This is a genomic window from Paenibacillus sp. Paensp111 (genome assembly GCF_059492195.1).
Genome location: NZ_CP168527.1, coordinates 1,118,190 through 1,141,902, shown reverse-complemented (window position 1 = coordinate 1,141,902; position 23,713 = coordinate 1,118,190). Strand labels below are relative to the sequence as shown.

General features: G+C 50.8%; 22 protein-coding genes and 1 riboswitch. Of the genes, 5 read left to right on the top strand and 17 right to left on the bottom strand.

Annotated features, from left to right (window positions below):
- Positions 1–24 precede the first annotated feature (24 nt).
- From cobS to cobD, 10 genes are all read right to left on the bottom strand, one after another.
- Positions 25–828, bottom strand: a complete 804-nt coding sequence (gene cobS, locus ACEN86_RS05300; RefSeq protein ID WP_495633302.1) for an adenosylcobinamide-GDP ribazoletransferase — start codon at positions 826–828, stop codon at positions 25–27.
- Complete coding sequence (gene cobU / locus ACEN86_RS05295) at positions 825–1,391, bottom strand: bifunctional adenosylcobinamide kinase/adenosylcobinamide-phosphate guanylyltransferase (RefSeq protein WP_495633301.1); 567 nt, start codon at positions 1,389–1,391, stop codon at positions 825–827. The genes cobS and cobU overlap by 4 nt, the downstream gene beginning before the upstream one ends.
- Positions 1,388–2,455 (bottom strand): nicotinate-nucleotide--dimethylbenzimidazole phosphoribosyltransferase, encoded by a 1,068-nt coding sequence (gene cobT, locus ACEN86_RS05290; protein ID WP_495633300.1) that lies wholly within the window; start codon positions 2,453–2,455, stop codon positions 1,388–1,390. The genes cobU and cobT overlap by 4 nt, the downstream gene beginning before the upstream one ends.
- Positions 2,456–2,457: 2 nt before the next feature.
- Positions 2,458–3,240 carry an ABC transporter ATP-binding protein gene (locus tag ACEN86_RS05285; RefSeq protein ID WP_495634222.1) on the bottom strand — a complete coding sequence of 261 codons (783 nt, stop codon included), beginning with the start codon at positions 3,238–3,240 and terminating at the stop codon, positions 2,458–2,460.
- 8 nt (positions 3,241–3,248) lie between these two features.
- Positions 3,249–4,307 (bottom strand): FecCD family ABC transporter permease, encoded by a 1,059-nt coding sequence (locus tag ACEN86_RS05280; protein ID WP_495633299.1) that lies wholly within the window; start codon positions 4,305–4,307, stop codon positions 3,249–3,251.
- Positions 4,304–5,284, bottom strand: coding sequence for an ABC transporter substrate-binding protein (locus ACEN86_RS05275; protein WP_495633298.1), 981 nt, complete (start codon positions 5,282–5,284; stop codon positions 4,304–4,306). Before ACEN86_RS05275 ends, ACEN86_RS05280 begins: the two co-directional genes overlap by 4 nt.
- 293 nt (positions 5,285–5,577) lie before the next feature.
- Positions 5,578–5,783: riboswitch (cobalamin riboswitch) on the bottom strand.
- 188 nt (positions 5,784–5,971) lie between these two features.
- On the bottom strand, positions 5,972–6,616 hold the full coding sequence (locus ACEN86_RS05270; protein WP_495633297.1) for a histidine phosphatase family protein: 645 nt from the start codon (positions 6,614–6,616) through the stop codon (positions 5,972–5,974).
- Entirely contained in the window at positions 6,607–7,575 is a 969-nt protein-coding gene (gene cbiB / locus ACEN86_RS05265; protein ID WP_495633296.1) for an adenosylcobinamide-phosphate synthase CbiB, read from the bottom strand. Before cbiB ends, ACEN86_RS05270 begins: the two co-directional genes overlap by 10 nt.
- Complete coding sequence (locus ACEN86_RS05260) at positions 7,572–8,312, bottom strand: adenosylcobinamide amidohydrolase (RefSeq protein ID WP_495633295.1); 741 nt, start codon at positions 8,310–8,312, stop codon at positions 7,572–7,574. The genes cbiB and ACEN86_RS05260 overlap by 4 nt, the downstream gene beginning before the upstream one ends.
- 65 nt (positions 8,313–8,377) lie before the next feature.
- Positions 8,378–9,466 carry a threonine-phosphate decarboxylase CobD gene (cobD, locus tag ACEN86_RS05255; protein WP_495634221.1) on the bottom strand — a complete coding sequence of 363 codons (1,089 nt, stop codon included), beginning with the start codon at positions 9,464–9,466 and terminating at the stop codon, positions 8,378–8,380.
- 245 nt (positions 9,467–9,711) lie between these two features.
- Here cobD and lplA point away from each other — a divergent pair, with 245 nt between their 5' ends.
- The 3 genes from lplA to ACEN86_RS05240 are packed head-to-tail and all read left to right on the top strand — an operon-like array spanning position 9,712 to position 12,519.
- Positions 9,712–10,713 (top strand): lipoate--protein ligase, encoded by a 1,002-nt coding sequence (lplA, locus tag ACEN86_RS05250; RefSeq protein WP_495634220.1) that lies wholly within the window; start codon positions 9,712–9,714, stop codon positions 10,711–10,713.
- A 12-nt stretch (positions 10,714–10,725) separates the two neighbouring features.
- Complete coding sequence (locus ACEN86_RS05245; RefSeq protein ID WP_495633294.1) at positions 10,726–11,682, top strand: DMT family transporter; 957 nt, start codon at positions 10,726–10,728, stop codon at positions 11,680–11,682.
- 30 nt (positions 11,683–11,712) lie between these two features.
- Complete coding sequence (locus ACEN86_RS05240; RefSeq protein ID WP_495633293.1) at positions 11,713–12,519, top strand: Cof-type HAD-IIB family hydrolase; 807 nt, start codon at positions 11,713–11,715, stop codon at positions 12,517–12,519.
- An 88-nt stretch (positions 12,520–12,607) separates the two neighbouring features.
- On the opposite strand, the gene ACEN86_RS05235 is transcribed toward ACEN86_RS05240, so the two are convergent.
- The 3 genes from ACEN86_RS05235 to ACEN86_RS05225 form a co-directional block, all read right to left on the bottom strand.
- On the bottom strand, positions 12,608–13,393 hold the full coding sequence (locus tag ACEN86_RS05235) for an MBL fold metallo-hydrolase (RefSeq protein ID WP_495633292.1): 786 nt from the start codon (positions 13,391–13,393) through the stop codon (positions 12,608–12,610).
- A 300-nt stretch (positions 13,394–13,693) separates the two neighbouring features.
- A complete protein-coding gene (locus ACEN86_RS05230; protein ID WP_495633291.1) occupies positions 13,694–16,333 on the bottom strand; it encodes an Ig-like domain repeat protein in 2,640 nt (879 codons plus the stop codon).
- A gap of 220 nt (positions 16,334–16,553) precedes the next feature.
- On the bottom strand, positions 16,554–17,618 hold the full coding sequence (locus ACEN86_RS05225) for a sulfate/molybdate ABC transporter ATP-binding protein (RefSeq protein ID WP_495633290.1): 1,065 nt from the start codon (positions 17,616–17,618) through the stop codon (positions 16,554–16,556).
- A gap of 782 nt (positions 17,619–18,400) precedes the next feature.
- Between ACEN86_RS05225 and ACEN86_RS05220 the strand changes: the two genes are divergently transcribed.
- Positions 18,401–18,802 carry a secondary thiamine-phosphate synthase enzyme YjbQ gene (locus ACEN86_RS05220; RefSeq protein WP_495633289.1) on the top strand — a complete coding sequence of 134 codons (402 nt, stop codon included), beginning with the start codon at positions 18,401–18,403 and terminating at the stop codon, positions 18,800–18,802.
- A gap of 152 nt (positions 18,803–18,954) precedes the next feature.
- On the opposite strand, the gene ACEN86_RS05215 is transcribed toward ACEN86_RS05220, so the two are convergent.
- The 3 genes from ACEN86_RS05215 to ACEN86_RS05205 all read right to left on the bottom strand — a co-directional run bounded on the left by ACEN86_RS05215 (position 18,955) and on the right by ACEN86_RS05205 (position 21,649).
- Positions 18,955–19,536, bottom strand: a complete 582-nt coding sequence (locus tag ACEN86_RS05215) for a TetR/AcrR family transcriptional regulator (protein ID WP_495633288.1) — start codon at positions 19,534–19,536, stop codon at positions 18,955–18,957.
- Between the two features lie 6 nt (positions 19,537–19,542).
- Positions 19,543–20,175 carry a YigZ family protein gene (locus ACEN86_RS05210; protein WP_495633287.1) on the bottom strand — a complete coding sequence of 211 codons (633 nt, stop codon included), beginning with the start codon at positions 20,173–20,175 and terminating at the stop codon, positions 19,543–19,545.
- Between the two features lie 118 nt (positions 20,176–20,293).
- Positions 20,294–21,649 carry a glucose-6-phosphate isomerase gene (locus tag ACEN86_RS05205; protein ID WP_495633286.1) on the bottom strand — a complete coding sequence of 452 codons (1,356 nt, stop codon included), beginning with the start codon at positions 21,647–21,649 and terminating at the stop codon, positions 20,294–20,296.
- Positions 21,650–21,823: 174 nt separating this feature from the next.
- On the opposite strand from ACEN86_RS05205, the gene ACEN86_RS05200 reads away from it, so the two are divergent.
- Positions 21,824–22,720: an NAD(P)-dependent oxidoreductase gene (locus tag ACEN86_RS05200; RefSeq protein WP_495633285.1), complete on the top strand. Its 897-nt coding sequence runs from the start codon at positions 21,824–21,826 to the stop codon at positions 22,718–22,720.
- A gap of 671 nt (positions 22,721–23,391) precedes the next feature.
- Here ACEN86_RS05200 and ppnP read toward each other — a convergent pair.
- Entirely contained in the window at positions 23,392–23,703 is a 312-nt protein-coding gene (gene ppnP / locus ACEN86_RS05195) for a pyrimidine/purine nucleoside phosphorylase (RefSeq protein WP_127200534.1), read from the bottom strand.
- Positions 23,704–23,713: the final 10 nt, after the last annotated feature.

Below are 23,713 nucleotides of genomic sequence, written 5' to 3'. Positions count from 1 at the left end.
AGGAATAAATCGTTATCTCTGTCGTCAATGTATTATCACTAGCAAAATTACCATCAGCAGCACTTCCAGCCCTTCATTCAAGGCCCCATAAACATCTCCCGTAAGGCCGCCCAGTCTTCGGCTGATCTTGCTTGCCGCCAGCGAGCCTATTAGCCAGGCTGCTGCCGGCTCAGCCGCATAACAAATCCCTAGCTGAAGCCAGCTTAGATCGGCCCCATGACCCCATGTCATGAGAAGAATCAAGGCGGCGCCCGATAGGATCAGAGCCCACAGCCCCGCAGCCCAAGAGGAATGATATGTGACTCCGCCAAACCGTCCAGCAAGTCCCTCGGGGCCTCTGGCCCCGGGCCAGCCTGCGATCGCATGAACCATGAACCATCGGCTCCACAGAGGAACAGTGAGAAGGGCCAGCGGGAGCGCCCCCTTTTCCAGAAGTGAAGCAATTAAAGTCACCTTGAGCAGCAGCAGCAAGACGCATGCAATCACGCCCATAGCACCGACCCGGCTGTCCTTCATAATCTCCAGCATCTTCTCACGGGAACGATAGCTGAGCAGACCATCCGCTGTATCCATCCATCCATCGAGATGCAGGCCGCCGGTAAGGTAGATCCAGCCAGTGAGTATAATTACAGAGGCAGGCAGAGGCGGCAGCGCCCAGGCGCAGATAAGCGATAACAAGCAGGTGGCGAAGCCTATAGCCGCCCCAACAAGCGGATAAAAGCTTGTGCTTCGCTTAAGCAGCTCGGGTGTAAAGTCCAGCTGGGCTGTGACCGGAAAACGCGATAGAAATTGAAAAGCGGCCAGGATGGCTTGTCCCCGGCCTCTCATAACTCATACGCCCTGCTTTTCAGTTCTACGGGGATTCCGGCCGTAACCAGAAATACCTGTCCGGAGATCTCCGCCATCTTCCTGTTCAGTCTTCCGGCAAGGTCTCTGTACTGACGGCCCAGCGGGTATTCCGGCACAATTCCGCTCCCAACCTCATTCGTGACCAGAACAAGCTGGCCCGTATACCTCTTAGCGGCTTCCACAAGCCGCTCTATCTCCCGTTCCACCACCGCCGTGGAATCCTTATCTGATCCCTCACCGGCTGACAGCAGAACATTGGACAGCCACAAGGTGAGACAATCTACCAGAACCGCTGGCGGATTCTGACGTGACCCTGCCAACTCGTCAAGAAGTTCTACTAATCTTTGAGGCTCCTCTAATGTGTTCCATGTGTAGCCAGCCTCAGACCGCTGCTGGCGATGCAGAGCCACCCGCTCACGCATCTCCTCATCATAGATCTGGGCCGTAGCAATATACACAGCAGAAGAAGCATGCTTCATGCACCATCTCTCGGCAAAAGCACTCTTCCCGCTTCGTGCTCCTCCCGTGATCAGCACGTTCATTGGTGGCCCTCACCAGCCCCTGAGATCCCCGCGCTTTCAAAAGTCGCCATCTCAGCCGGAATCCGGCAGGCCGCATCGATCAGGTGCAGAGCAAGCACGCCGCCCGTCCCTTCGCCAAGACGCATACCCAGATCCAGCATCGGGAGAAGCCCGATTTCGCGCAGAAGCATCGCATGTCCCTGCTCTTCGGATACATGCGAAGCAATCATATACTCACGAGCTTCCGGAACTATCCGCGTCGCGACCAGGGCAGCGGCGGTAGAGATGAATCCATCAATGACCACAGGACACCGACTCGCAGCAGCCTGAAGAATAACTCCCACCAGTCCCGCAAGCTCGAGCCCCCCTACTTTGGCCAGTACATCCACAGGATCATCAGCATCAGGTTTGTTCTGTTCAAGCGCTCTCTGGACGATCACAGCCTTATGCCTAAGCCGCTCGTCATTCAGTCCGGTTCCCCGACCTACACTCTCAAGAGGTGTAATCCCTGTTAAAGCACTCATTATGGCAGAGCTGGCCGTTGTATTGCCGATCCCCATCTCTCCGGTTACGAACAGCGTTGTCCCCTTCGAGACCGCTTCCCTCACAACTTCTGCACCTGCCATAATCGCAGCTTCAGCTTCTTCCCTGCTCATTGCCGGACCGGCAGCCATGTTGGCTGTTCCATATCGGATCTTCCGCTTCAGCAGTTCCGGGTGATCGATATCCCCATTCACGCCAATATCCACGCACAGCACGTCCGCTTTAGCCTGTCTCGACAAGACGTTGACCGCTGCCCCGCCATTCAGGAAGTTGAGGACCATTTGCTGCGTAACCTCTGCTGGGAAAGCACTGATCCCTTCCTCGCATACTCCGTGATCTCCTGCCATGACCACCACTGCCCGCTTCGGAAATGATGGCAGCGCCTTACCTGTAATTCCGGCCAGGCGGGCAGCCAGTTCTTCCAGCTTACCGAGACTTCCGGGCGGCTTAGTCAGACTGTCCAGCCTGCTTACAGCCTCCTCCATAGCCTGAATATCCAGTGCATGAATTGCACCAATTCGCTCCATTATTGAACTGTTCATCGTTAGTACCCCTTTCGTCTTAGCATGATTTGCGGTACACCCAGATCCGGGTGTTCGGCAAGCGCCGATTGAACCCCGAACACACGCCCTAAATTGTCGGGTGTTAATATTTCCTGAGGAGTGCCTTCCGCAGCAATACTTCCGGCTTGCAGAACGACCAGGCGGTCGCAGTACATAGAGGCCAGATTCAAATCGTGCATAACCGCCACGACAGTCAGATCCTCTTCCTTCTGCCACTGGGATACAAGCTCCATAAATTGAAGCTGATAGCGGATATCGAGGTAGGTTGTAGGCTCATCAAGCAGCAGAATCTGCGGCTGCTGGGCCATCACTTTACCCAAAGCCACCCGCTGCTTCTGGCCGCCGCTCAGCTCATCCAGGGGACGAGCCGCAAGCGAATCCAGCTCCAGCCTGGTCATAATCCTGTCCATGACCTGCCTGGCATCTGGAGATTGGTCACGCCCAAGCCAGTCCAGAAATGGGAAGCGCCCCATTTCTATGACATCTTCAACGGGATACCCTATGTTAGGGATCCCATCCTGCTGTAACACAGCCAGCTTGCGTGCAAGCTCTTTGCGTTTATAAGACTGGACCGGCTTTTCGTCGATGCGGGCTTCTCCAGACTCTATTTTCTCTACGCCTGAAATGGTATGCAGCAGCGTGGTTTTCCCACTGCCATTAGGTCCAATAATCCCAATAAATTGTCCCTGTCCAATCTTTAAATCCAAATTCCGGAGGACAATCTTGTGCCCCATCCGCATGGTGACCCCTCTAAGTTCAATCATGATCCTACTCACATCATACCACGCTCCTGTCTGCTCTCCCGCTGCTTCTTATTCCGGTATAAGAGATACGCGAAGAACGGTGCGCCAACAAATGCCGTCACGATTCCCAGAGGAATCTCGACCATTCCCAGGATGGTTCGTGCTGCAAGATCGCTCCACATCAGGAAAATCCCTCCGCAAACAGCCGATAGAGGTACAATCAGCCTGTAATCAGGCCCGGTGATCAGACGGACCATATGGGGAACGACAAGTCCTACAAATCCGATAACCCCGGCAACCGAGACCGCCGCAGCCGTAAGCAGAGTGGAGACAACCAGCATAACGAGCTTGGTCCGCTCTACATCAAGACCCGAATGGGCGGCCTGCCGCTCACCCAGCGCGAATAGATTCAGCCGGCGTGCCCCGCTCCATATCACTATCAGACCTATCACCAAATACGGCAAAAGGATGGCCAAGTATGACCATCCGCGCAGACTCAGGCTTCCCATTGTCCAATATAAAATTTCATTTACCGTCTTCTTAGACATGGCTGTCAGAAAGGCCACGACGGCTCCAAGAAAAGTCTGCATAACTACCCCTGCCAGGATCAAGCTCTCTGTCGGGATCTTCCCTCCTTCTCTAGCCAGGGCAAGAACCACCCAAAGGGTAACAATTCCGGTGACAAAAGCAACCATCGGCAGCGTAAATATGCCGATAACAGAGAACTGCCAGCCGAAGAAGATAAGCACGGCCGCGCCCACAGAAGATCCTGAGGATACACCGAGTGTGAACGGATCAGCAAGCGGATTACGCAGAACCCCCTGGAATGCCGCGCCGGCAAGAGCCAGAGATGACCCTACAATCAAGCCAAGCAGCACCCGGGGCAGACGGACATTAAGCACGATTTGCTCCGAAGCTGCAGTCCAGTCCGGTGTAATCCAGTTCCCCAGGCCAGGAATTCTGTGAAGCAGAATTCGTGCAATATCCCCCATCGGAAGGGAGACCGAGCCGGTGCCTACACAGATCAGCAGGGTAAGGACCAGTAGAATAAGACTGGCCCCCATATAACCCGCTAACTTCTTATTCATTTCACGAGATCCGGATATATCGCTTTAGCGACTTCAATCAAGCCTTGAGTGACCCGAGGACCAGGACGGCTGAGCAGATTGTCATCAAGTCCAACAATCCGGTTGTCTTTGATGGCCTTGATGGCATTCCATCCGCTGCGGGCTTTGATGATATCAGCCAGCGTCTTGTTGTTCTCGTCTACTACACTCTTGGCGTAGAGAATGACATCCGGATTGGCTTTGATGATATTCTCTTCATTGATTTGCTGCCAGCCGGTCAAATCACCAGCCACGTTCACGCCGCCGGCGAGCGAGATCATTTCGTCCATGAATTCGCCCTTACCTACGGTATAACCCGGAGAGAATTCAATGTAGACCTTCTTCTTCTGATCATTCGGTACCGATTTCACCGCATCTGTAACCTGCTGAAGCTCTTTCTTCATTTGGTCCGTAACTTTCTTGGCCTCTGTCTGATGATCCGTAATCTGACCATAAGTTTCAATGTCCTGGACAACGGCATCAATGGTCTTTGGGTTGAACTGGAATACTTTGATCTTCAGTCCACGCAGATTCTTGATTGTCTCAGTATCTGTAAGTCCTGCCACGAAGACTACATCCGGCTGTGCCGCTACAATCGCCTCGGCATTTACCTTCATACCGCCCATTTTCGGCTTCGACTTCACCGCTTCAGGGTAGTCATCGAAATCCGTGACGCCCACGATCTCCTTATCCAGACCGAGAGCAAATAGCGCCTCCGTCTCGGATGGAGCCAGGGATACGATTTTGGCAGGAGCCTTGTCAAAAGTAACCTCTTCCCCTGTGGCATCCTTCAGCTTGAGCGGATAGGTTGTCTTAAGGGCAGTCTGCTCAGGAGACTTCGCTTCCTGCTTCGCTGGCTCGGCGGCCGGAGTTCCTTCCGTTTCTTTATTGCCGCAGCCTGCCGTTACCGCCAGTGCAAGCGCTAATAGCCAGACGGCTCCGATTTTGTTCCATTTCATTGTGTTTCTCTCCCCTTCTAATTTAGGTTGCCAGACGGCTTGAACTTAAGAATTACCACTAGAACATTTCACACGGCTGCCCTATGGAATTCAATCGTTCAGCTTAAATAGAGATCACCTTGACTTCATCTGCGAGTCCGATCATTTCCGTGTTACCAAAAAGAAAAAGACCTGATCCTATGGATCAGGTCTACGTCTACGAAAGCATGTCCGGTGAACCTATACCTCTTTAACGCGAGAAGTACATCCGCACAAAATATTTTCCGGCAGAACGTTGTCCCTTCCTCGGAGGACCGTTACGAATTCACAAGGCAGGTCTCCTGACTTCCGGGTTGAATGACGATAGCCCGCCTTCCCATACTAAACAAGTACAGTGGCTGATGATTGGGCTCGTCCCCGGTATACAGTGGCGGGACCGTGCCGGATTTGCACCGGCTTCCCTATTAACCTCATAACATGGCTGTGCCATCCTACAAGGACCTTATGAATATAATGTGTTCGCTTATTCAAGATGAATCTACTCTTTTGGATTATAGGTGAAAACTCCCTGCCATACAACCCGAAATTTCAACAATTTATACACATATTGGGAGTACAGGCATGAGCTTAGATCTCCAGTGTCATTCAAACACAGCCATTCTGGACAAGAGTTGTTCCAGGAGTTTTGGGGTCAAATGCTGCTTTTCATTACAAATTTTCATGCTTCTCATTGCCTGATCCAGTGCTGCTCACTTGGACTGGAATTCTCAGCAGACTGCCCGTCTCGGCTTGATAGTCCCAGTAATTGGTGTCCGGCAGCAGACAGGTTCTTAACAGGCGAATCACTCCGCCATGGGTTATCACTAGAATCCGACGTGGATTAGAGGCGGACAGATTGCCTGTATCATTCGATTGTTCAGCATACCACAGCGCTTCGGTCATGACGTCCTTATAGAACTGTGACACCCTGCTGCTGAAATGCCCCCAGGACTCTCCACCCGGCGGAGTTACCTCCTCGGGATGATCAATCCATGCCCGGTAGGACGAGTTGTCCTTCAGCATGTCATAGGTCTTGCCCTCCCATTCGCCAAAATCCATCTCCCTAAGCCGGCAATCCAACCTAACCTGATCCATCAAATCCGGCCGTACCCGCCGCAGAGTCTGCGTGCACCTAAGCAGATCACTGCTGTAGACAGCGTCAAACTCGGCTCCCTGCAGCTGCGCAGCCAGCTCACCAAGATGCGCAGCCTCACCTTCCAGCAGATCCGGATTGGTGTGTCCCAGATAACGCCGCTCCGCGTTCCACCTGGTCCGTCCATGACGTGCCAACACCCACTCTACGGTTAAATCCACAGCAGACTGCCTCCTCGCCACAGAAGAATCAGGGATCCGAGAAGTACGAACAGGTTGGACACCCACATCAGCATCGCGGCCGTCCTGGGAATATCATCCGGGACCATCTCGCGGGTCTTGTCCCCCATATATGCACGGAAGGAGGTAATCCCGTGATACACATTCTCTCCGCCAAGACGGATCCCCAGTGCTCCAGCCACCGCTGACTCGGGATAACCGCTGTTCGGACTTGGATGCGAAGCAGCATCTCTGCGGACGGTCCGATAGGCACGTCCCGCCTGAAGACCCAGTCCCTTAGCGATAGCAATCAGCATCAGTGCGGTGACTCTCGACGGGATATAATTTGCCACATCATCCAGGCGGGCAGACGCCCAGCCCAGATTCTTGTACTTCTCGTTCTTGTATCCGACCATCGAATCAAGCGTATTTACTGCCCGGTAGGCCATGGCCAGCGGAGCACCGCCGATCATGGCATAGAACAGCGGCGAGACTACTCCGTCGACAATATTCTCAGCCACCGTCTCCACCGCCCCCCGGGCAATCTCAGAGGATTCCAGATGTGCCGTATCACGTCCAACAATCATGCCAAGCGACCGGCGTGCCGCAGGAAGGTCCCCCTGTCTTAGGCAGTGATACACTTCCATGCCCGCGTCTTTGAGGCCCTTCGCGGCAATCGTAGTCGCGATCAGCCAAATCTCCGCGGCAGCGGCAAGCCAGGGACTGATCCTAGCAAGCAGCCAGATCAGTCCCCAGGTGAGGGCGAAGGCTCCGCCCGCCACGAGCACCGGCAGCAGCAAGCCCGCAGCCTTAAGGCGCGGCTCCGGCACCCGGCGGCGAATCGCCGACTCGATCCGCGTGATCGCCCGGCCCATCCCCACAACGGGATGGGGGATGGCCCGCGGATCGCCAATGAGCCGGTCGACCAAGTAGGCGGCCGGCAGGACCCACCAGGCGATCACCGCCGGACTCCTGCGGCGGCGAGCGCCTCCCGCACCGCGCTGTAGACAAGGCGGCCAATCCGGCCGCCGATGTGGGTCGCGGTGCCCGCGTACGGATGCAGCAGCCCGTACGCCGGGTTCTGGCTGACGCCGATGATCACGGCGTCAGTGGTGGTGCCGGTTGCCGCCAGGCCGTTCTCGGCATCGGCAACACCCAGATCGGCGAGGGCAGCCGCCTTCGCCTCGGTTGCAGTGATGATCGCATTCACCATGGCGGCCGGAGTCATCCGGCCGTCTACCGCGATCATCAGATTGATCGTTCCCGGGACGTAGTCCGCCGAGAACGTGGTACGTGCACTGCCCGCGCGGGCGCCGTTGGATACACCCGCCGTGGCACAGACGAATACGGAGGCCTCGTCATTCTTCTCCTCGGCCACCGCTGCGTGTTCGAGCCGGACGGCTGTCAACAATCCAGCCGTCTCTTCCAGCGGATATTCCCACCGCTGGAGCAACTCCCGGATATCCCGCTCAGGATCATCGCATCGGTAGAAGCGATCGACATAGATGTTCACCATCCTCTGCAGACGGGCCATCCCGCCCCCATAGACCGAGCTGCCCAAGGCCTCTACTGGACCGGGCAGGTTCAAGGAGATATGTCTTTCTCCGCGGATTAAGTGAAGCCCCCGATAGGCTTCCGAGTCATACTCGCCGCGAGGACTGTCTCCTTCACTTCCTGTATGTATAAAAGGCGTACTCAAATCTATCCCCCCTGATTCCTGATTCCTGATTCCCCATGCAGCTGGGAGTCCTCTCGCATCTATCCCTAGACATTCCCTATTACAACCTCCATCTCACGAAGCAGCAGGCTGTTGTCTCTCTCGTTCTTGACTGCCACCCGGATATCCCTTTCTCCGAGCCCCGGATACATGGCGCAGCTGCGGATAAGCACTCCCCGCTTGCCCAGCTCGTTCTGCATCCTAATGGCTGTCCATTCATCCGGCAGTCTTACCAGTAGGAAGTTCGCTTCTCCCGCCCAAGTTCTGCATCCAAGACGGCCGAGTCCCTCCCGCAGACGTCTGCGCTCTTCAATGATCAGCGAGATTGTGGCTTCTTCATAAGCGGGCGGACTTGCCAGACAGATCTGGCCGGCTGCCAGCGCGAGCTGGTTCACACTCCAGGTCACCTGTTTGTTCGTCATCGCACGAATAATATCGGGATGAGCTATGCCATAACCCAGCCGAAGTCCCGGGATAGCATAGAACTTGGTCATGGATCTGACAAGAATAAGTCTGGAGTATAGGCTGATCTCACTCAGCAGAGATTGCCTGGATTCAGGCACAATGAAGTCGATGAAGGCTTCATCCACTACAAAATACGTACCCTCCCGCTCAGCGGAACGTGCGTACTGCCTCAATTGCTCAATCCCGTACTGCACTCCATTTGGATTGTTCGGCTGTCCAAGGAAGATCAGATCGGATCTCTTGATCAGCTGCTCCATATCCGCTGGATCTGCATGAAAATTATGATCCGCCTCGCCCCTTACCGAGATCACCTTAGAGCCGAACTGTTCGGCCAGTGCGGCATATTCCGAGAAGCAGGGCTCTACAATGCCTACCGTCTCAGGCTGCAGCGCGAGCAGAATAAGAGCCATCGTCTCGGCCGCTCCATTACCAATGGACAGCCACGCTTCTACAAGACCTAATTGCTGTGCCAGCATGCTCTTGAATTGCCTATGTCCTGGATCGGGATATCGAATAATTGAGGATAAGGCCTCCTTCAAGCCATCTATAAGCCCAGGCGGCGGGCCCAGCGGATTAATATTGCTGCTGAAATCGGTGAAGTCCCCTGTACTTCTTCCATAGGTATCTGCGGCTGTCTCCAAATCTCCTCCGTGCCCATATACTTCAAGCATCATTGTACCTTCCTTCTTCTACCGTAAGTTGAATAATTGACTTGTACGTGGTGCAGCCCCTTGAAGTGTTCATCCATTCGCGGCGCTCCCAAAATTCTTAACTAGGACATAATTGTACCCATTATGACGCGGGCCTGCTTTTTACGTCAATATTGTGCCAAAATTCTTTGGTTTCCCCGAATAATTGCGTTACAATGAGAAAGTAAGTGACAAAGCATAGACTAGATACGGAGGACAAGAGAGCGATGCTGTTTATCGATAATCAGGGCATTACAGATGCCGCCATTAATCTCGCCATTGAGGAGTATGCGCTCAAGCATCTTCCGGCGGATGAAACCTACTTACTCTTTTACATTAATGCTCCGTCTGTCATTATTGGCAAGCATCAGAACACCATTGAAGAGATCAATGCGGAGTATATCAAGGATAACGGCGTTAGGGTCGTCCGGCGTCTATCCGGCGGTGGAGCCGTGTACCACGACCTGGGCAATCTTAATTTCAGCTTTATTACGAAGGATGATGGACAGTCCTTTCATAATTTCCGCAAATTCACCCAGCCCGTTGTTGAAGCCCTCCAGCAGCTTGGGGTTAATGCGGAACTGACCGGCCGCAACGATCTGCAAGTCGGGGAACAGAAAATTTCCGGCAACGCCCAGTTCTCCACAAGAGGACGCATGTTCAGCCATGGGACTCTCATGTTCGACCTGAACCTGGACAACGTGCAGGCATCCCTTCACGCTAACCCCGAGAAATTCAAGTCCAAGAGCACCAAATCTGTACGCAGCCGGGTAGCGAATATTTCCGACTTTCTGGATAAGAAGATTACGATTGAGGAATTCCGCTCGGAGCTGCTGCGGCATATCTTCGGCATGGAAGTCGATGAGATTCCTGAGTATGTGCTGACAGAAGAGGACTGGAACAAGATCCATGAGATTAGCAAGGAACGCTATCAGAATTGGGAATGGAACTACGGATTATCTCCGGAGAGCAACGTCAAGCATACGAAGAAATTCCCTGTCGGTATTATTGACTTAAGGATGGATATCAAGGACGGCCGGATTGCCGGGATCAAGATTTATGGGGACTTCTTTGGCGTGGGCGATGTCGCTGATATTGAAGATAAGCTTAGGGGACTCCGTTATGAGGAGAATGAGGTTGAAGCTGCTCTCTCGGATACGGATCTGAAGCATTATTTTGGCAATATTGAACTTAGCGACTTCATTGGACTCGTCTTCCTTGAAGAATAAGGATACTGATCCATGCTTACGCGTTCCAGACTAGCGGATTTCAGTCTGCTGATCGTCGCCATGATGTGGGGCTGTACCTTCCTGATGATCCAGTCCGCAGTGGAGGCTCTTCCCCCGCTGGCTTTCAATGCAGTGCGCTTTATCGGAGCCTCATTGCTGCTAGCTCTGATTATTACCGTGTTCTACAGGAGAGAGTGGAGACAATTATCGGTCAAAATGCTGCTGCATGGCTCGCTGCTCGGCGTATTTCTATTTGGAGGTTACGCCTTTCAGACCATTGGCCTGTTGTACACCACAACTTCAAATGCCGGATTCATTACGGGCCTGTCAGTCGTTATGGTCCCCATCATCGCGGCTGTACTGCTCCGGCATAAGTTGTCCAAAATAAGCTTGGCCAGTGCTGTACTGGCCGCTTTCGGCTTATATTTATTAACCTTCTCCGGAGGCAGCTTCATTCCTAACCGGGGAGACGGCCTGATTTTATTATGTGCCTTTGCTTTTGCACTTCATATTGGCTTCACAGGGATATACGCCCCCAGGTATCCAGCTCTGCCCCTTGCTGCCATTCAGCTTGCGGTTACCGGGCTGCTAAGTCTTGCAGCTTCGCTGATGACAGAGCGCCTGGGGACTATGAGTCAGCTGGGGGATACGCTTATGCGCCCAGAGGTGCTGATCGCCCTTCTAGTCTCAATCGGTCCGACCAGCGCCTTCGCCTTCTGGATTCAGACGGTTAGCCAGCAGCACACGACGCCAACCCGGGTTGCGGTTATTTTCGCCATGGAGCCTGTGTTTGCAGCTCTAACCGGCGTAATATTTGCAGGTGAACATTTGGGCTTTGCAGCCTTGATCGGATGTGCCTGCATCCTGGCCGGCATGATTGCAGCCGAGCTTCAACCGGCAGCCCCTGCCGCCGAAGCCGTGCTTCAATCTACAGCCAGCAGTCCGGATAATAAAGAAATCAGCGCCTGAACCAGAGCGCGATATAAGGAGAGAAACCTAATGTCTAAATACAAATTAATCGCCATCGATATCGATGATACCCTCATTAATGATGACAAGGAAGTGACCCCTGGAACCCAGCAAGCTTTGGAGGACGCGGTAGCTGCGGGTGTGGTTGTCACTCTGGCAACTGGCCGGGCCTATGCCTCTGCTCACAAAATTGCCCGCCAGACCGGACTAAATGTTCCTATCATTACATATCAGGGAGCATTGGTGAAGAACCTGCTTGACGAGAAAGTGTTGTATGAACGCTATATGCCGATTGATGCGGCCCGCAAGCTGTTCCAATACTGTATCGAACATGATTTGCACCTGCAGACTTATATTGACGATAAGCTGTATTCCCGAGAAGAGAATCAGAAGCTGATTGATTACAGCAAATTGAATAATACCCAGTACTATATCGAACCAGACTTCGAGAAGCTGATCTCCCAGCCGACTCCGAAGATGCTCATTATCGATGAGCCGGACTATCTCGACGAGCTGATTCCTATTTTCCGTGAACTGCTTGGAGACGGCGTGCATATTACGAAATCCAAGCCTTACTTCCTTGAGTTCATGCACAAAGAAGGAACCAAGGGTGCTGCCCTGGCTTTCCTTGCGGATCACTTTGGCTGTGACCTGTCTGAGACTATTGCGATCGGCGACTCCTGGAATGACCATGAAATGCTTGAAGCTGCTGGCCTTGGTGTCGCTATGGGTAATGCAATTGCTCCGCTCAAGGAGCTTGCCGATTATGTAACAGCAAGCAATAATGACGACGGGGTCAAAGAGGTCATTGAGAAATTTGTGCTCGCACAGAAATAAATTTTCTTTAAGCGGACTTTTACCTGAGATCTATCCCTTTAGCCCTTCAGTGTAAAAAGAACTTCAAGAACTTACAAAAATGGCTGTCCTATTTCTCCAATAGGACAGCCATTTCTGTATACGCAAGACGCACATGATCAGGCAGGGGATAGTCCCTGTTCAGATCCACGTCATGCGACATATGTGTAAATATCGCCCGCTCCGGGTCCACATCTGCAAGAAGCTCCAAAGCCTCCTTCATATCATAGACCGAACGGGTGTGGAAGGGAGCCTCTTCCTTATAGAAGCTTGTACCGAGAACGAGCATATGGAGTCCCCGCATCAGAACTCGGTCCTCTGGCGGAAGGGCAATTGCATCCGAGCAGTAGACCCAGGCATATCCCGCCTTCTCGAGTCTGTAAGCGTAGGAGTAGCCGTTCTTGCCATGGAAGACCTTCCAGCCCTGGATTTCCCAGCCGGCAAGTGTTATCCCCTCGTCTATCGCATGGAAATCAACATGTCCTCCGAGCCACGGATACTGCCTTAAGATAAGCTCAATCACCTCACGAGGCGCATACAGCTGACCTCGGCATTCCAGCCACCTGCAGGCATCCGTCCATTCCGGCAGCCCCCCAATATGGTCAAAATGCGCGTGGGTGACTACGATATTCCGGACAAAGCGCAGCTTGCGCTGCTCCATCTGGGCGCGCCAGTCAGGGCCGCAGTCAATCAGAAAAGACTCATCACCAGAGTCCACCAGCACGCTCGAACGATAACGCCTGTTCACGCCCGTCGCTCTTGCTTCTTCACAGACTGTACATTCACAATATACCCGTGGCACTCCCATCGCATCTCCGGTTCCCCAGAACCTAAGCTGATCTCCCACAGCCATCATTCCTCCTGAACTCATTAGTAACTGTTATGATTAACCCGCCTGCTCTGCTGCTCACGTTCTATATGATTAGCCACTATATATTATAGTTCAGCTAGCGAAGCTCAACAAGAAAGCTCTGACCCTAGCCATGCGCACCCTTCTCGAATGCAATACACGGCAACATATATCTATTTCGAAATTTACTGAATGACCGTTTAAACACATTCAGCCTTAGCTATATCTCCTTTAAATAGAGAAGACGTCCCAAATTCCACTGGGACGTCTTCTTTTATACTCTTATTCTTCTATTCCGTTTTCCAGTTACAGCAATTCAAGCATAGTTTTGATCTTGGAGTTAAGCTTGAGCGTATTGAGAATAAGCTGCAGCGCTTCGGCTCTTTCAGAAGTGCCTTGGGGATTCAGTTTCCCATTGCCGCTGCCCTTAATAATTCCCGCTTCTGCGGCTAATTCAATCGGGTCCGTTACCTGCCCGTTCGAGCTTTGCGCAGCTCCTTGGAGGTTAACGATCCTTGATAGAATCACAACCATCTCTTCGCGCGTGATCGCACTGTCCGGCTTAAAGGCCCCATTTCCAGTGCCGCTGATGACTCCCGCTTGAGCAAACTGCACGATCGGCTTTTCCGCCCAGTGTCCCTTGACATCCTTGAGTTCGGCCTTATGCGTTCCGCCTACATCAAATATGCGGGCGAGAATCGCAATGAACTCTCCCCTGGACATGTCCTGGTTCGGTCTAATCGTCTTATCTTCATAGCCTCTAATAATGTTCAGCTTCGTAAAGATATCAATCGTCTGTTCTGCCCAGTGATTCTTCGTATCTACGGGAGTAAAACCAGAGTTCTGATGCTTGAGCGCTTCGTTCACTTTCTTCTCGATCGTCTGCTCAACATCTGCACCGCGTTTAAATACGTCTTTCTTGAAAACCTCAACATCCTGTTGCGGTGCTGGTACCGGCTCCGGTGATGGAGTTGGTGTTGGCGCAGGTGCCGGAGTTGGCACTGGTACTGGCTCCGGTGTTGGCGTTGGTGTCGGTGTCGGCACTGGTGTCGGCACTGGTGTTGGCGTCGGCACTGGTGTTGGTGTCGGTGTAGTCGAAGTCCCCTGACCAACTACATGAATATAGGGCTCAGAAGTAGAACTAGGTCCAAACAAACTATCTCCGCTGTATTCAGCGGTCAGTGGATGATCTCCTACCTTAAGATCGCTTGTGGAATAATATGCAAATGTATATCCATTCGATATCCCAAGTGGCGTTACCTTAACCTCAGCCAATTGAGTTGAGCCATCCTTAATAATAACCGTTCCATGCACATCGCCAGAAGTACTTGGGCTCGATGCAATCTTCACTCTAATTTGTACTTCTTGGCCAGGTGTAGAGGGGTTAGGATAACTTGTTACCGTAGTTATAGTAGGTCTAAGCTGTGGCGGATTATTGACTACAATATTCGAAGTAACCTGCTGAGTAACCGATGTAGATGTACTAACATCGTATTTCGCATCTCCACTATATACCGCTGTAATCGTATGTTCCCCGACATTTAAGCTGCTCGTAGAATAGGTGGCTGCACCTGATTCATCCAGTCCCACCTGGTTAAGCAAAATATCCCCATCTTTAAACTGCACGCTTCCTGTTGGAATTCCGCTATCATCCGTGCCTGCCACGGTAGCAGTAAACGTAACTTGCTGATATTCCTTCGATGGATTTAAGGAGCTGGATAGAGTCGTACTGCTGTTCAGCAGCTCATGCGGATTGAATTTCATTAATGATAATTTGGCATTTTGCGTATAATCCGAGAAGGCAACAAATGGAGTTCCATTGCCATCCACCGCTATAGAAGTATCTTCCGCATCGGAAGGCGTTAAGCCTTCTTTCCCGACTGTTTCCCATGCAGTCCCATTAAATTTCTTAACCGTTGCTTTGGCTGCGTTCACTGCATCGGTATAGCCTGCATAAGGAATATCACCATTAAATACAAAAGATAACGAGGCTGTTCCGCCTGCAGAGAACCCGGGTGTCCCTACACTTTCCCAATCTGTTCCATTGAACTTCATAAGAGTTGCTTTCCCATAGCCCCTATCGTCGGCATAAGCTCCATCCGAGAACATGACATAGGGTGTTCCATCCTTGATACGAAGAATAATGGCACCTTTATTTCCCCCGCCAGCGATACCCGCGCTAAATCCGAGATTCCCGACTGGCTCCCAATACTCTCCGTTGTATTTCATAACTGTTAATTTGCCATCATGCGCACCATCTTGGTAAGCCACATACGGCGTGCCTTGATCAACAGCAAGTGAAGGAACACTGATGATTCCTCCCGAGAAACCTCCCGGACCGACATCCACCCAGCTGTTTCCTTCAAGTTTTCTTACAGTAGCCTTACCATTCCTCGAGTTAGAATAATCGCTGTAAAAAATATACGGAGTGCCCTTATCAACCGCTAATTGTGCATAATTACCATCAAAGGCAGGTCCCACGCTCTCCCATGCTGTACCGTTAAACTTCTTAATCACCTTTTGGTAGAGATTAACTTGATCAACATAAATAACGTACGGCGTACCCTGATCCATAACCATCCTGACCCTGGAAGAACGATTGGTTGTAATCGAACTACTGCCGAGTTGTGTCCATGTACCATCTACAAGCTTGGCTACCGTAACAATGCCTGTAATTCCATTATCAAAAGCTACGTATGGAGTACCTTGCACCATAGTGCTTGACCCGCCGCTTGATGGACTGTTATCCAAATTCATCATCTCGTCAACCGATGCGGTATCATCAATGATTAACGTTATATAACCAGCCACGTCTGTTGTGCTGGCTCCAACCTTTTCCCACCCGGTACCTGCAATAGCGGCATTAGCCTGGCGTGAAGTAGCCACTGTGAATAATAATGTCAAAGAAAAAAAAACAATAGAAACCGATCTCGTAAAACTTTTCATATAATCCCCCTGTCTGTGATATCCTGCTGCGTTCTTGTTGTATACGGCTGTACCTGACGACTTAGTCATACTGCTTTTTTTATATCGTCATTTTAGTACTAAGTTTTAAGAGATCAAGATATCTTCGATACAAAAAATAGCAAAGGGTTAGAAAAATAGCAAAAAACCGAAGATCTCATCTTCGGTTATTGTGCACAACATTCAGTTTTGAAATATTTAGCTAAATAATTACCGTGAGCGGGTCCACTTTGAAGCGGTTCTCGGCCATCCAGCTTCCCTTTTCATTATAAAGATAAGCTCTATGCACAAGCACTTGAACCTGCTGTCCTACATGCAGATTCTCTTTCTCCAATGAGCGGTAGGTGGTTAACGTGTACCCGCCTACCTCCACTTCAACCAGCCACTGGCTGCCGCGGAAATGAAGGTGCTTCACGACTCCGCTATCCGTTGCAGATAACACCTGGAACTCATGCTTTGTCCCAACTTCGATATATTCAGGACGGATCAAAGCCTTGGTATCCACACCCTTGCTCGCTTCATCAAAGCCCTTTAGCTTGGCTGCGTTATCTATCAGGGTAGATTCACCAATAAACTGGGCAACAAATGGTGTGGATGGGTCCTTATAAATATCCCATGGTGTTCCCTTTTGCTCCAATTGTCCATGGCTGATTATCATAATCTCATCTGCCACCTCGATAGCCTCATCCTGGTCGTGAGTGACGAAGATTGAGGTGATCCCTACCCGCTCAATAAGCTCACGAAGCCAGGAGCGAAGCTCCTGACGAATCTTCGCATCGATCGCAGCGAAAGGCTCATCCAATAGAAGCAGCTGCGGCTCAGGCGCAAGCGCACGGGCAAAAGCTACACGCTGACGCTGTCCACCTGACAGCTGGTGGGGATAGCGATGCTCGAAGCCCTTCAGGCCCGTAAGCTCAACCAATTCCATTACCCGATCACGAATGCTGTCTTTAGGCGCTTTCTTCACCTTCAAACCGAAGGCTATATTGTCAAACACAGTCATATGCTTGAATAGAGCGTAACTTTGGAAGACGAATCCGATTCCACGCTCCTGAGGTGTTAAATGGTTCACACGCTGTCCGTGGAACAGAATCTCTCCGGAATCCGGGCTCTCCAGCCCTGCGAGCATCCGCAGAATTGAGGTTTTCCCGCCACCGCTCGGGCCGAGCAGACCGATTAACTGACCCTTTTTAATACCGAAGCTCACATCTTTAACCGCATGAAAAGAACCGAAATGCTTATCCAAATTTTTGACTTCCACGTGCATGTTGGCTCACGCCCCTTCCTCACATCAAACGGCAGGCTCTCATATATCTCTGTCTAATGTAACAATCACCGATTAATATAAATTCTCATCAATTTACTGGGTATTAATTCTTACCACTTACTTTACCAAATACCTGCTTCAATCGTCAATTGTTTCGTATGTTTAGATTGGACCGTTTTTTGTTAATAATAGAAAGGGAAAGTTACCTTGGCCTCTTGCATATATATTTTTCACCAAGTCTATTGATACATACTAGGCCATACAGTAAAATATAACTAGAACTTTCTACCTATATCACCTACAAGGAATGATGAATATGGAACTGTTAACAGGCAATTGTCCTAATTGTGGGTCTGTATATAGAAAAAATCTCAGGGACTTATGCACCAATTGCAGTGCTAAATTGGATTCTGAGCTTGCCGAGTGCCTAGACCTGCTTTGGAAATCTCCAAATGCATCCACAGAAGAGCTAACCCATTCTACTAAAATTAAAAAGTCGGTCATCATTCAGTTTATTAGAGAAGGCCGATTGCCTAAGAACTGCAAGAATCTAACCTATCCTTGTGAATGCTGTGGAGCCCCAATCCGTCATAATCGTCTCTGTCTGGGCTGCTCGGTTTCATTCACTGAAGTGGCAGATCAGCTAAATTCCAAATTTGTGATTAATCAAGGAAATGGTTTTATGATGAACCGAAGATTGAACGAACAAAGGTAATCACGAATATGAAGAAGCCTACCCGGCTTCTTTTTTACTCTCATTTCTATAGAAAGGCAGGTACACTATGCTAATTACACTTGAGCTTTCTACCAGCAAACGGGATGAACTGCGCGATATTACTAGGGAAGTAACCAGCATCGTATCCCGAAGTGGAGTTAGGGAAGGATTGGCCGTTATCTATTGTCCCCATACCACCGCCGGGATTGCCATTAATGAGAATGCGGACCCGGATGTCAGACACGATGTGCTTATGCGGCTTGACGAGGTCTATCCTTGGGAACATCCCAAGTACCGACATGCTGAAGGGAACACCGCCTCCCATCTGAAGTCGATTACAGCAGGTCCTTCTCAGACCGTAATTATTCATGAAGGACGGCTTCTCCTCGGAAGATGGCAGGGCATTTACTTCTGTGAATTCGATGGACCTAGATCCAGACAATATCATGTCAAAATATATGAAGGATAACAATCAGCCCAGCTCCGCTTAACTTCGGACTGGGCTGTAAATCTGATGACTCAAATACACATCAGTATATTAACGTTATGAAGGATTACAGCTACAATGATGTACTTAGTTAAAGCAACATAGTAAAAATAAATACGTCTCCCGACGCACAATTAGAGGCTATGACTCAGCATTTTGACATGGGCAATGGCAGCAGGATGAATTTCTTCAAACGTAAGATGATCTTGAATATAGAATGAAATGAATCCATGAAGACCTAAAAACATGCTTAAAGGAACCGATGTATGATGAGCTAAAGGATGGTTCTCTTCTCTCATATATTTCTTCACAATGGAAGAGAATACGTCAAAGCACTTGGATTGCTCTGCACGGCAGTAGGATAGAATCTCTTCATCACGGAGCATAAACATAATCTCATACTGATGCGGATGATCCATTCCAAATTTGATAAATTCCAGCATGAGCTGCTCCACCTTGGTCAATCCTTCGACCTTGGGGCTGCTGATGACCTGACGAAACAAGAGGTCCACATGATTGAAGTCCTGTACCACGATTGCATAGAATAACTCGGCCTTCTCTTTGAAGTGATAATAGAGGGATCCGTGGCTGTAACCCAGATGCTGTCCAATACTTCTCATCGATATCGCACGATACCCTTTTGTTATGAACAGATGCCTGGCGGCATCCATAATTCTGTCTCTAGACAACTCCTGTTCCACTGCTCTTCTTGCCATTTCACATTATTCCCCTTCGATAAAGTAAATCCTCTCACCTTCTGTAATAACGGATTGTCCTTGTGTTAAATCAATCATCCAGGCAGTAAAACTCTCAGCCTCATGATTCTCTGGCAGGCATAATAAAGTAACTTTATCAGCAAAAGAAGACTGTCCTGTGCGTACGCCTCGGGTTCGAAGCTCATTCTCAATCTTGCCGAGCCAGGTATAGTCCACCTCAACATAGACTTCACGATGCAGAACAAGGGTAATCGCCCCTCCTGCCTCTATGGCTGCGACCGCTCCGTCCGTATAAGCCCGGATCAGACCTCCCGCTCCCAGCATAATCCCGCCAAAATAACGGGTGACTACAATAGCCACATTCTTAAGCCCCTGGTTGCGGATAACTTCCAGAATAGGCTTGCCGGCTGTGCCGCTTGGCTCTCCATCATCGGACTGCTTCTGAATCTCGTCACGCTCACCTATCATGTAGGCAGAGCAATTGTGTGTGGCATTCCAGTGTTCCTTCTTAACCTGTTCGATGAAGGTGATCGCCTCGGACTCAGTTCGGACCGGCATAACGTGACCAATGAATCTGGACTTCTTGATGACGATTTCTTGGCTGCCGGATTCTCTGACTGATCTATATCTCTCTAGCATAACGTATTACCTTTCAGACGTATGATGATGTGCCAAGAGCAGTCCGGCCGGCTTGCGGCGAACTGCTCTTTATGCACATATATCGTGTGCTGCTATACACTATTAGCGAAATCTCAGACTATTCGGAAAGTCTCGCTTCCAGTTCAGCTTTCTCTTTCTCGTATCCAGGTTTGCCAAGAAGGGCAAACATGTTCTTCTTGTATGCTTCTACACCAGGTTGGTCAAATGGATTCACGCCGAGCAGATAACCGCTGATTCCGCAGGCTTTCTCGAAGAAGTACACCAGATAACCAAAGGAGTAAGGGGAGAAATCAGGAACGTTAACGATCAAGTTAGGCACCTGACCATCTGTATGTGCAAGCAAGGTACCTTGGAATGCCTTCTTGTTCACGAAGTCCACGGTCTTGCCTGTAAGGAAGTTCAGGCCATCCAGATCATCCGGATCCGATTCGATCGTGATGTGATGATCTACATCCGTTACCTGGATAACGGTCTCGAATATGTTCCGGTTACCCTCCTGAATGAATTGTCCCATGGAGTGTAAGTCGGTTGAGAAGTCCACGGAAGCCGGGAAAATCCCCTTATAATCTTTACCTTCACTTTCGCCGAACAGCTGCTTCCACCATTCGGATACAAAGTGCAGGGATGGCTCGTAGTTCACGAGAATTTCGGTTACTTTACCTTTGCGGTACAGGGCGTTACGCACTGCAGCATACTGATAGCTTGCGTTCTCGGCAAGGTTCGGATTGCTGAATTCTTTGGAGGCATCGGCTGCACCCTGCATGATCTGTTCCACATCAATGCCGGCAGCTGCGATTGGCAGAAGACCTACAGCAGTAAGTACGGAATAACGTCCGCCTACATCGTCCGGAATAACAAACGTCTCGTAGCCTTCTTCATCAGCAAGCTTCTTCAAGGCACCCTTCGCACGGTCAGTAGTAGCATAGATCCGCTTGCGGGCTTCTTCTTTGCCATACTTCTTCTCAAGCTCGGCACGGAAAATACGGAAAGCGATGGCCGGCTCAGTCGTTGTACCGGATTTGGAGATAACGTTGACGGAGAAGTCCTTGCCTTCAATCAGATCAAGCAGGTGTGTTACATAAGTGGAGCTGATATTATTACCCGCAAAAAGAATTTGCGGAGTCTTACGCTTGTCCTTCGGCAGAGTATTGTAGAACGAGTGAGACAACGCTTCGATCGCTGCGCGGGCACCCAAATACGAACCGCCGATTCCGATTACAATCAGAACTTCGGAATCGTTCTGGATTTTGCTCGCAGCCTGACGGATACGCGCGAACTCTTCTTTGTCATACTCTGTAGGAAGGTTGATCCAGCCCAGATAATCCGAACCGGCACCCGTTCCTTTATGTAACTGTTCATGAGCCACACGAACCGGCTCTGCAAGATTGTCAATTTCATGTTGACCGACGAACGTAAGGGCTTTACTGTAATCAAAAGTTACTTTTTTTGACATGACAAAACTACCTCCGTTTATATTTGTATGGGTTATTCTACCTATCCAAGAAACAACTTAAAACTAGAATACTGTATATTCCAGGTGAAGACAAGGGCACATTGTACACTCTGGCCTTGAGGCGTGCTAAAATAGAAGTTGTATCACAATTCGACATTAGAAGGTGAACTCGTTATGAAGAGAATAGGCTTTATTGGTTTGGGTACGATGGGCGCCCCAATGGTCTCCAATCTGCTCAAGCAAGGGTACCCTGTTACCGTATATAACCGCACTGCTTCCAAGGCAGAGGCTTTAGTTAAGGAAGGCGCATCAGCCGTCTCCACCCCCCGCGCGGCAGCTGAGGGCAATGATGTTATCATTACCATGGTCAGCGATGACAATTCGATCGCAGAGGTCTATGAAGGTGATAACGGGGTTCTGCAAGGACTTCACTCGGGGAGCATTGTAATTGACTGCAGCACCATTTCCCCTGCACTTTCCAGAAAGCTTGCTTCCCAGATTACAGCACTCGGCGGCACCTTCCTGGATGCCCCCGTTACGGGAAGCTCTCCGGCAGCGGTTAGCGGTACGCTTGTATTCATGGTCGGCGGCCCGGCCGACACCCTGGAGTCAACCTCAGACATCTTCGAGACGTTAGGCAAAAAGATCCTACATATGGGCGATAACGGAACAGGCTCCGTCGCCAAGCTAGCCCACAATACGATGGTAGGCATCAACAACCTGGCATTAGCCGAAGGCTTCGCCATCGCCTCCAAGTCCGGTCTCCCGGCTGACGCCTTCCTTGAGCTGGTGCAGCTCGGCTCCGCTGGTAGCAAAGCGGCCGATCTGAAAGGCCAGAAGATCATCGACCATGACTTCAGCAATCAATTCTCGCTGCAGCTCATGCTCAAGGACCTTAAGCTCGCTTCTTCCCTGACCGATGGCGCCTCCATCCCATCTCCCATGCTGAACCTGGCCAAGAGCTTGTTCCAAGCCGGCCAGACCCAGGGCTATGGCGAGGAGGACCTCTCCGCCGTCGTCAAGATCTATGAGAGCTGGATCGGCCAGACGATCGCCGGTAAAAAGCTGTAACCCATACTTAAACCATAAAAGAAGGGCATGCCATACTCCTTGGCTGCCCTTCTTTTGCATTCAGCGAGCGCATCCTGCAGGGACAGCGCCTCTATGCACGCAGCCCACAACCCAGGAACCACACCCCACCAAGTAACCAGTCTCCGCATAAACCCAGCGCATCCCGCAGGGACAGCGCCTCCCAGCACGAAGCCCACAACCCAGGTACCACACCCCACCAAGTAACCAGTCTCTGCATAAACCCAGCGCATCCCGCAGGGTCAGCGCCTCCCAGCACGAAGCCCACAACCCAGGTACCACCCCTCGCCAAGTAACCAGTCTCTGCTCTAACCCAGCGCATCCCGCAGGGACAGCGCCTCCCAGCACGTCGGAACGCATAACCCTAAGCAGCTTCACCGTTCGCCACTCGGACGTAAAGCGTGTCCTGAAGGGACGACAAGCGGCTCCAACGCACGAGTTACACTCAGTACAGTTGGAGCCGCTTGTTATGCCAGTCTTTTCAGTTACCAAACCCATCCCCATTGAAAGCGGGTCCCGAAGGGACGGCAAGCGATCCCTGCTCCTACCGAGCTAAGTGCCGCTAACCGTCCCTCCCTAGACCCCTTTCGGGTGTCCAGAGGGCGTAGCCCTTGGGGCCCTCCCTTGGAAGGGAGGGTTTGGGAGGGTAATTATTATTTATACGAACACAAGTAATCCGTCACCGTACTGACTTCTAGCTTGAATTTCCGACCTGCGGGAACGGTGAACTCGCCCTGACCGTTGATTTCTCTCCACTCCGTCTCATCTGGAAGAAGAACCTTCAGATCTCCGGATTGAATAAGCATAACCTCTTCCGTATCGGTTCCAAATTCATACGAACCAGGCAGCATGATACCCAGTGTAACTTTGCTTCCATCCTGTAAGTACACGGCACGGCTGGTTACTTTTCCATCAAAATAAATATTGGCTGCTTTATCTACGGTTACATTTTGAAATTGCGGCATCGTTTTCCGT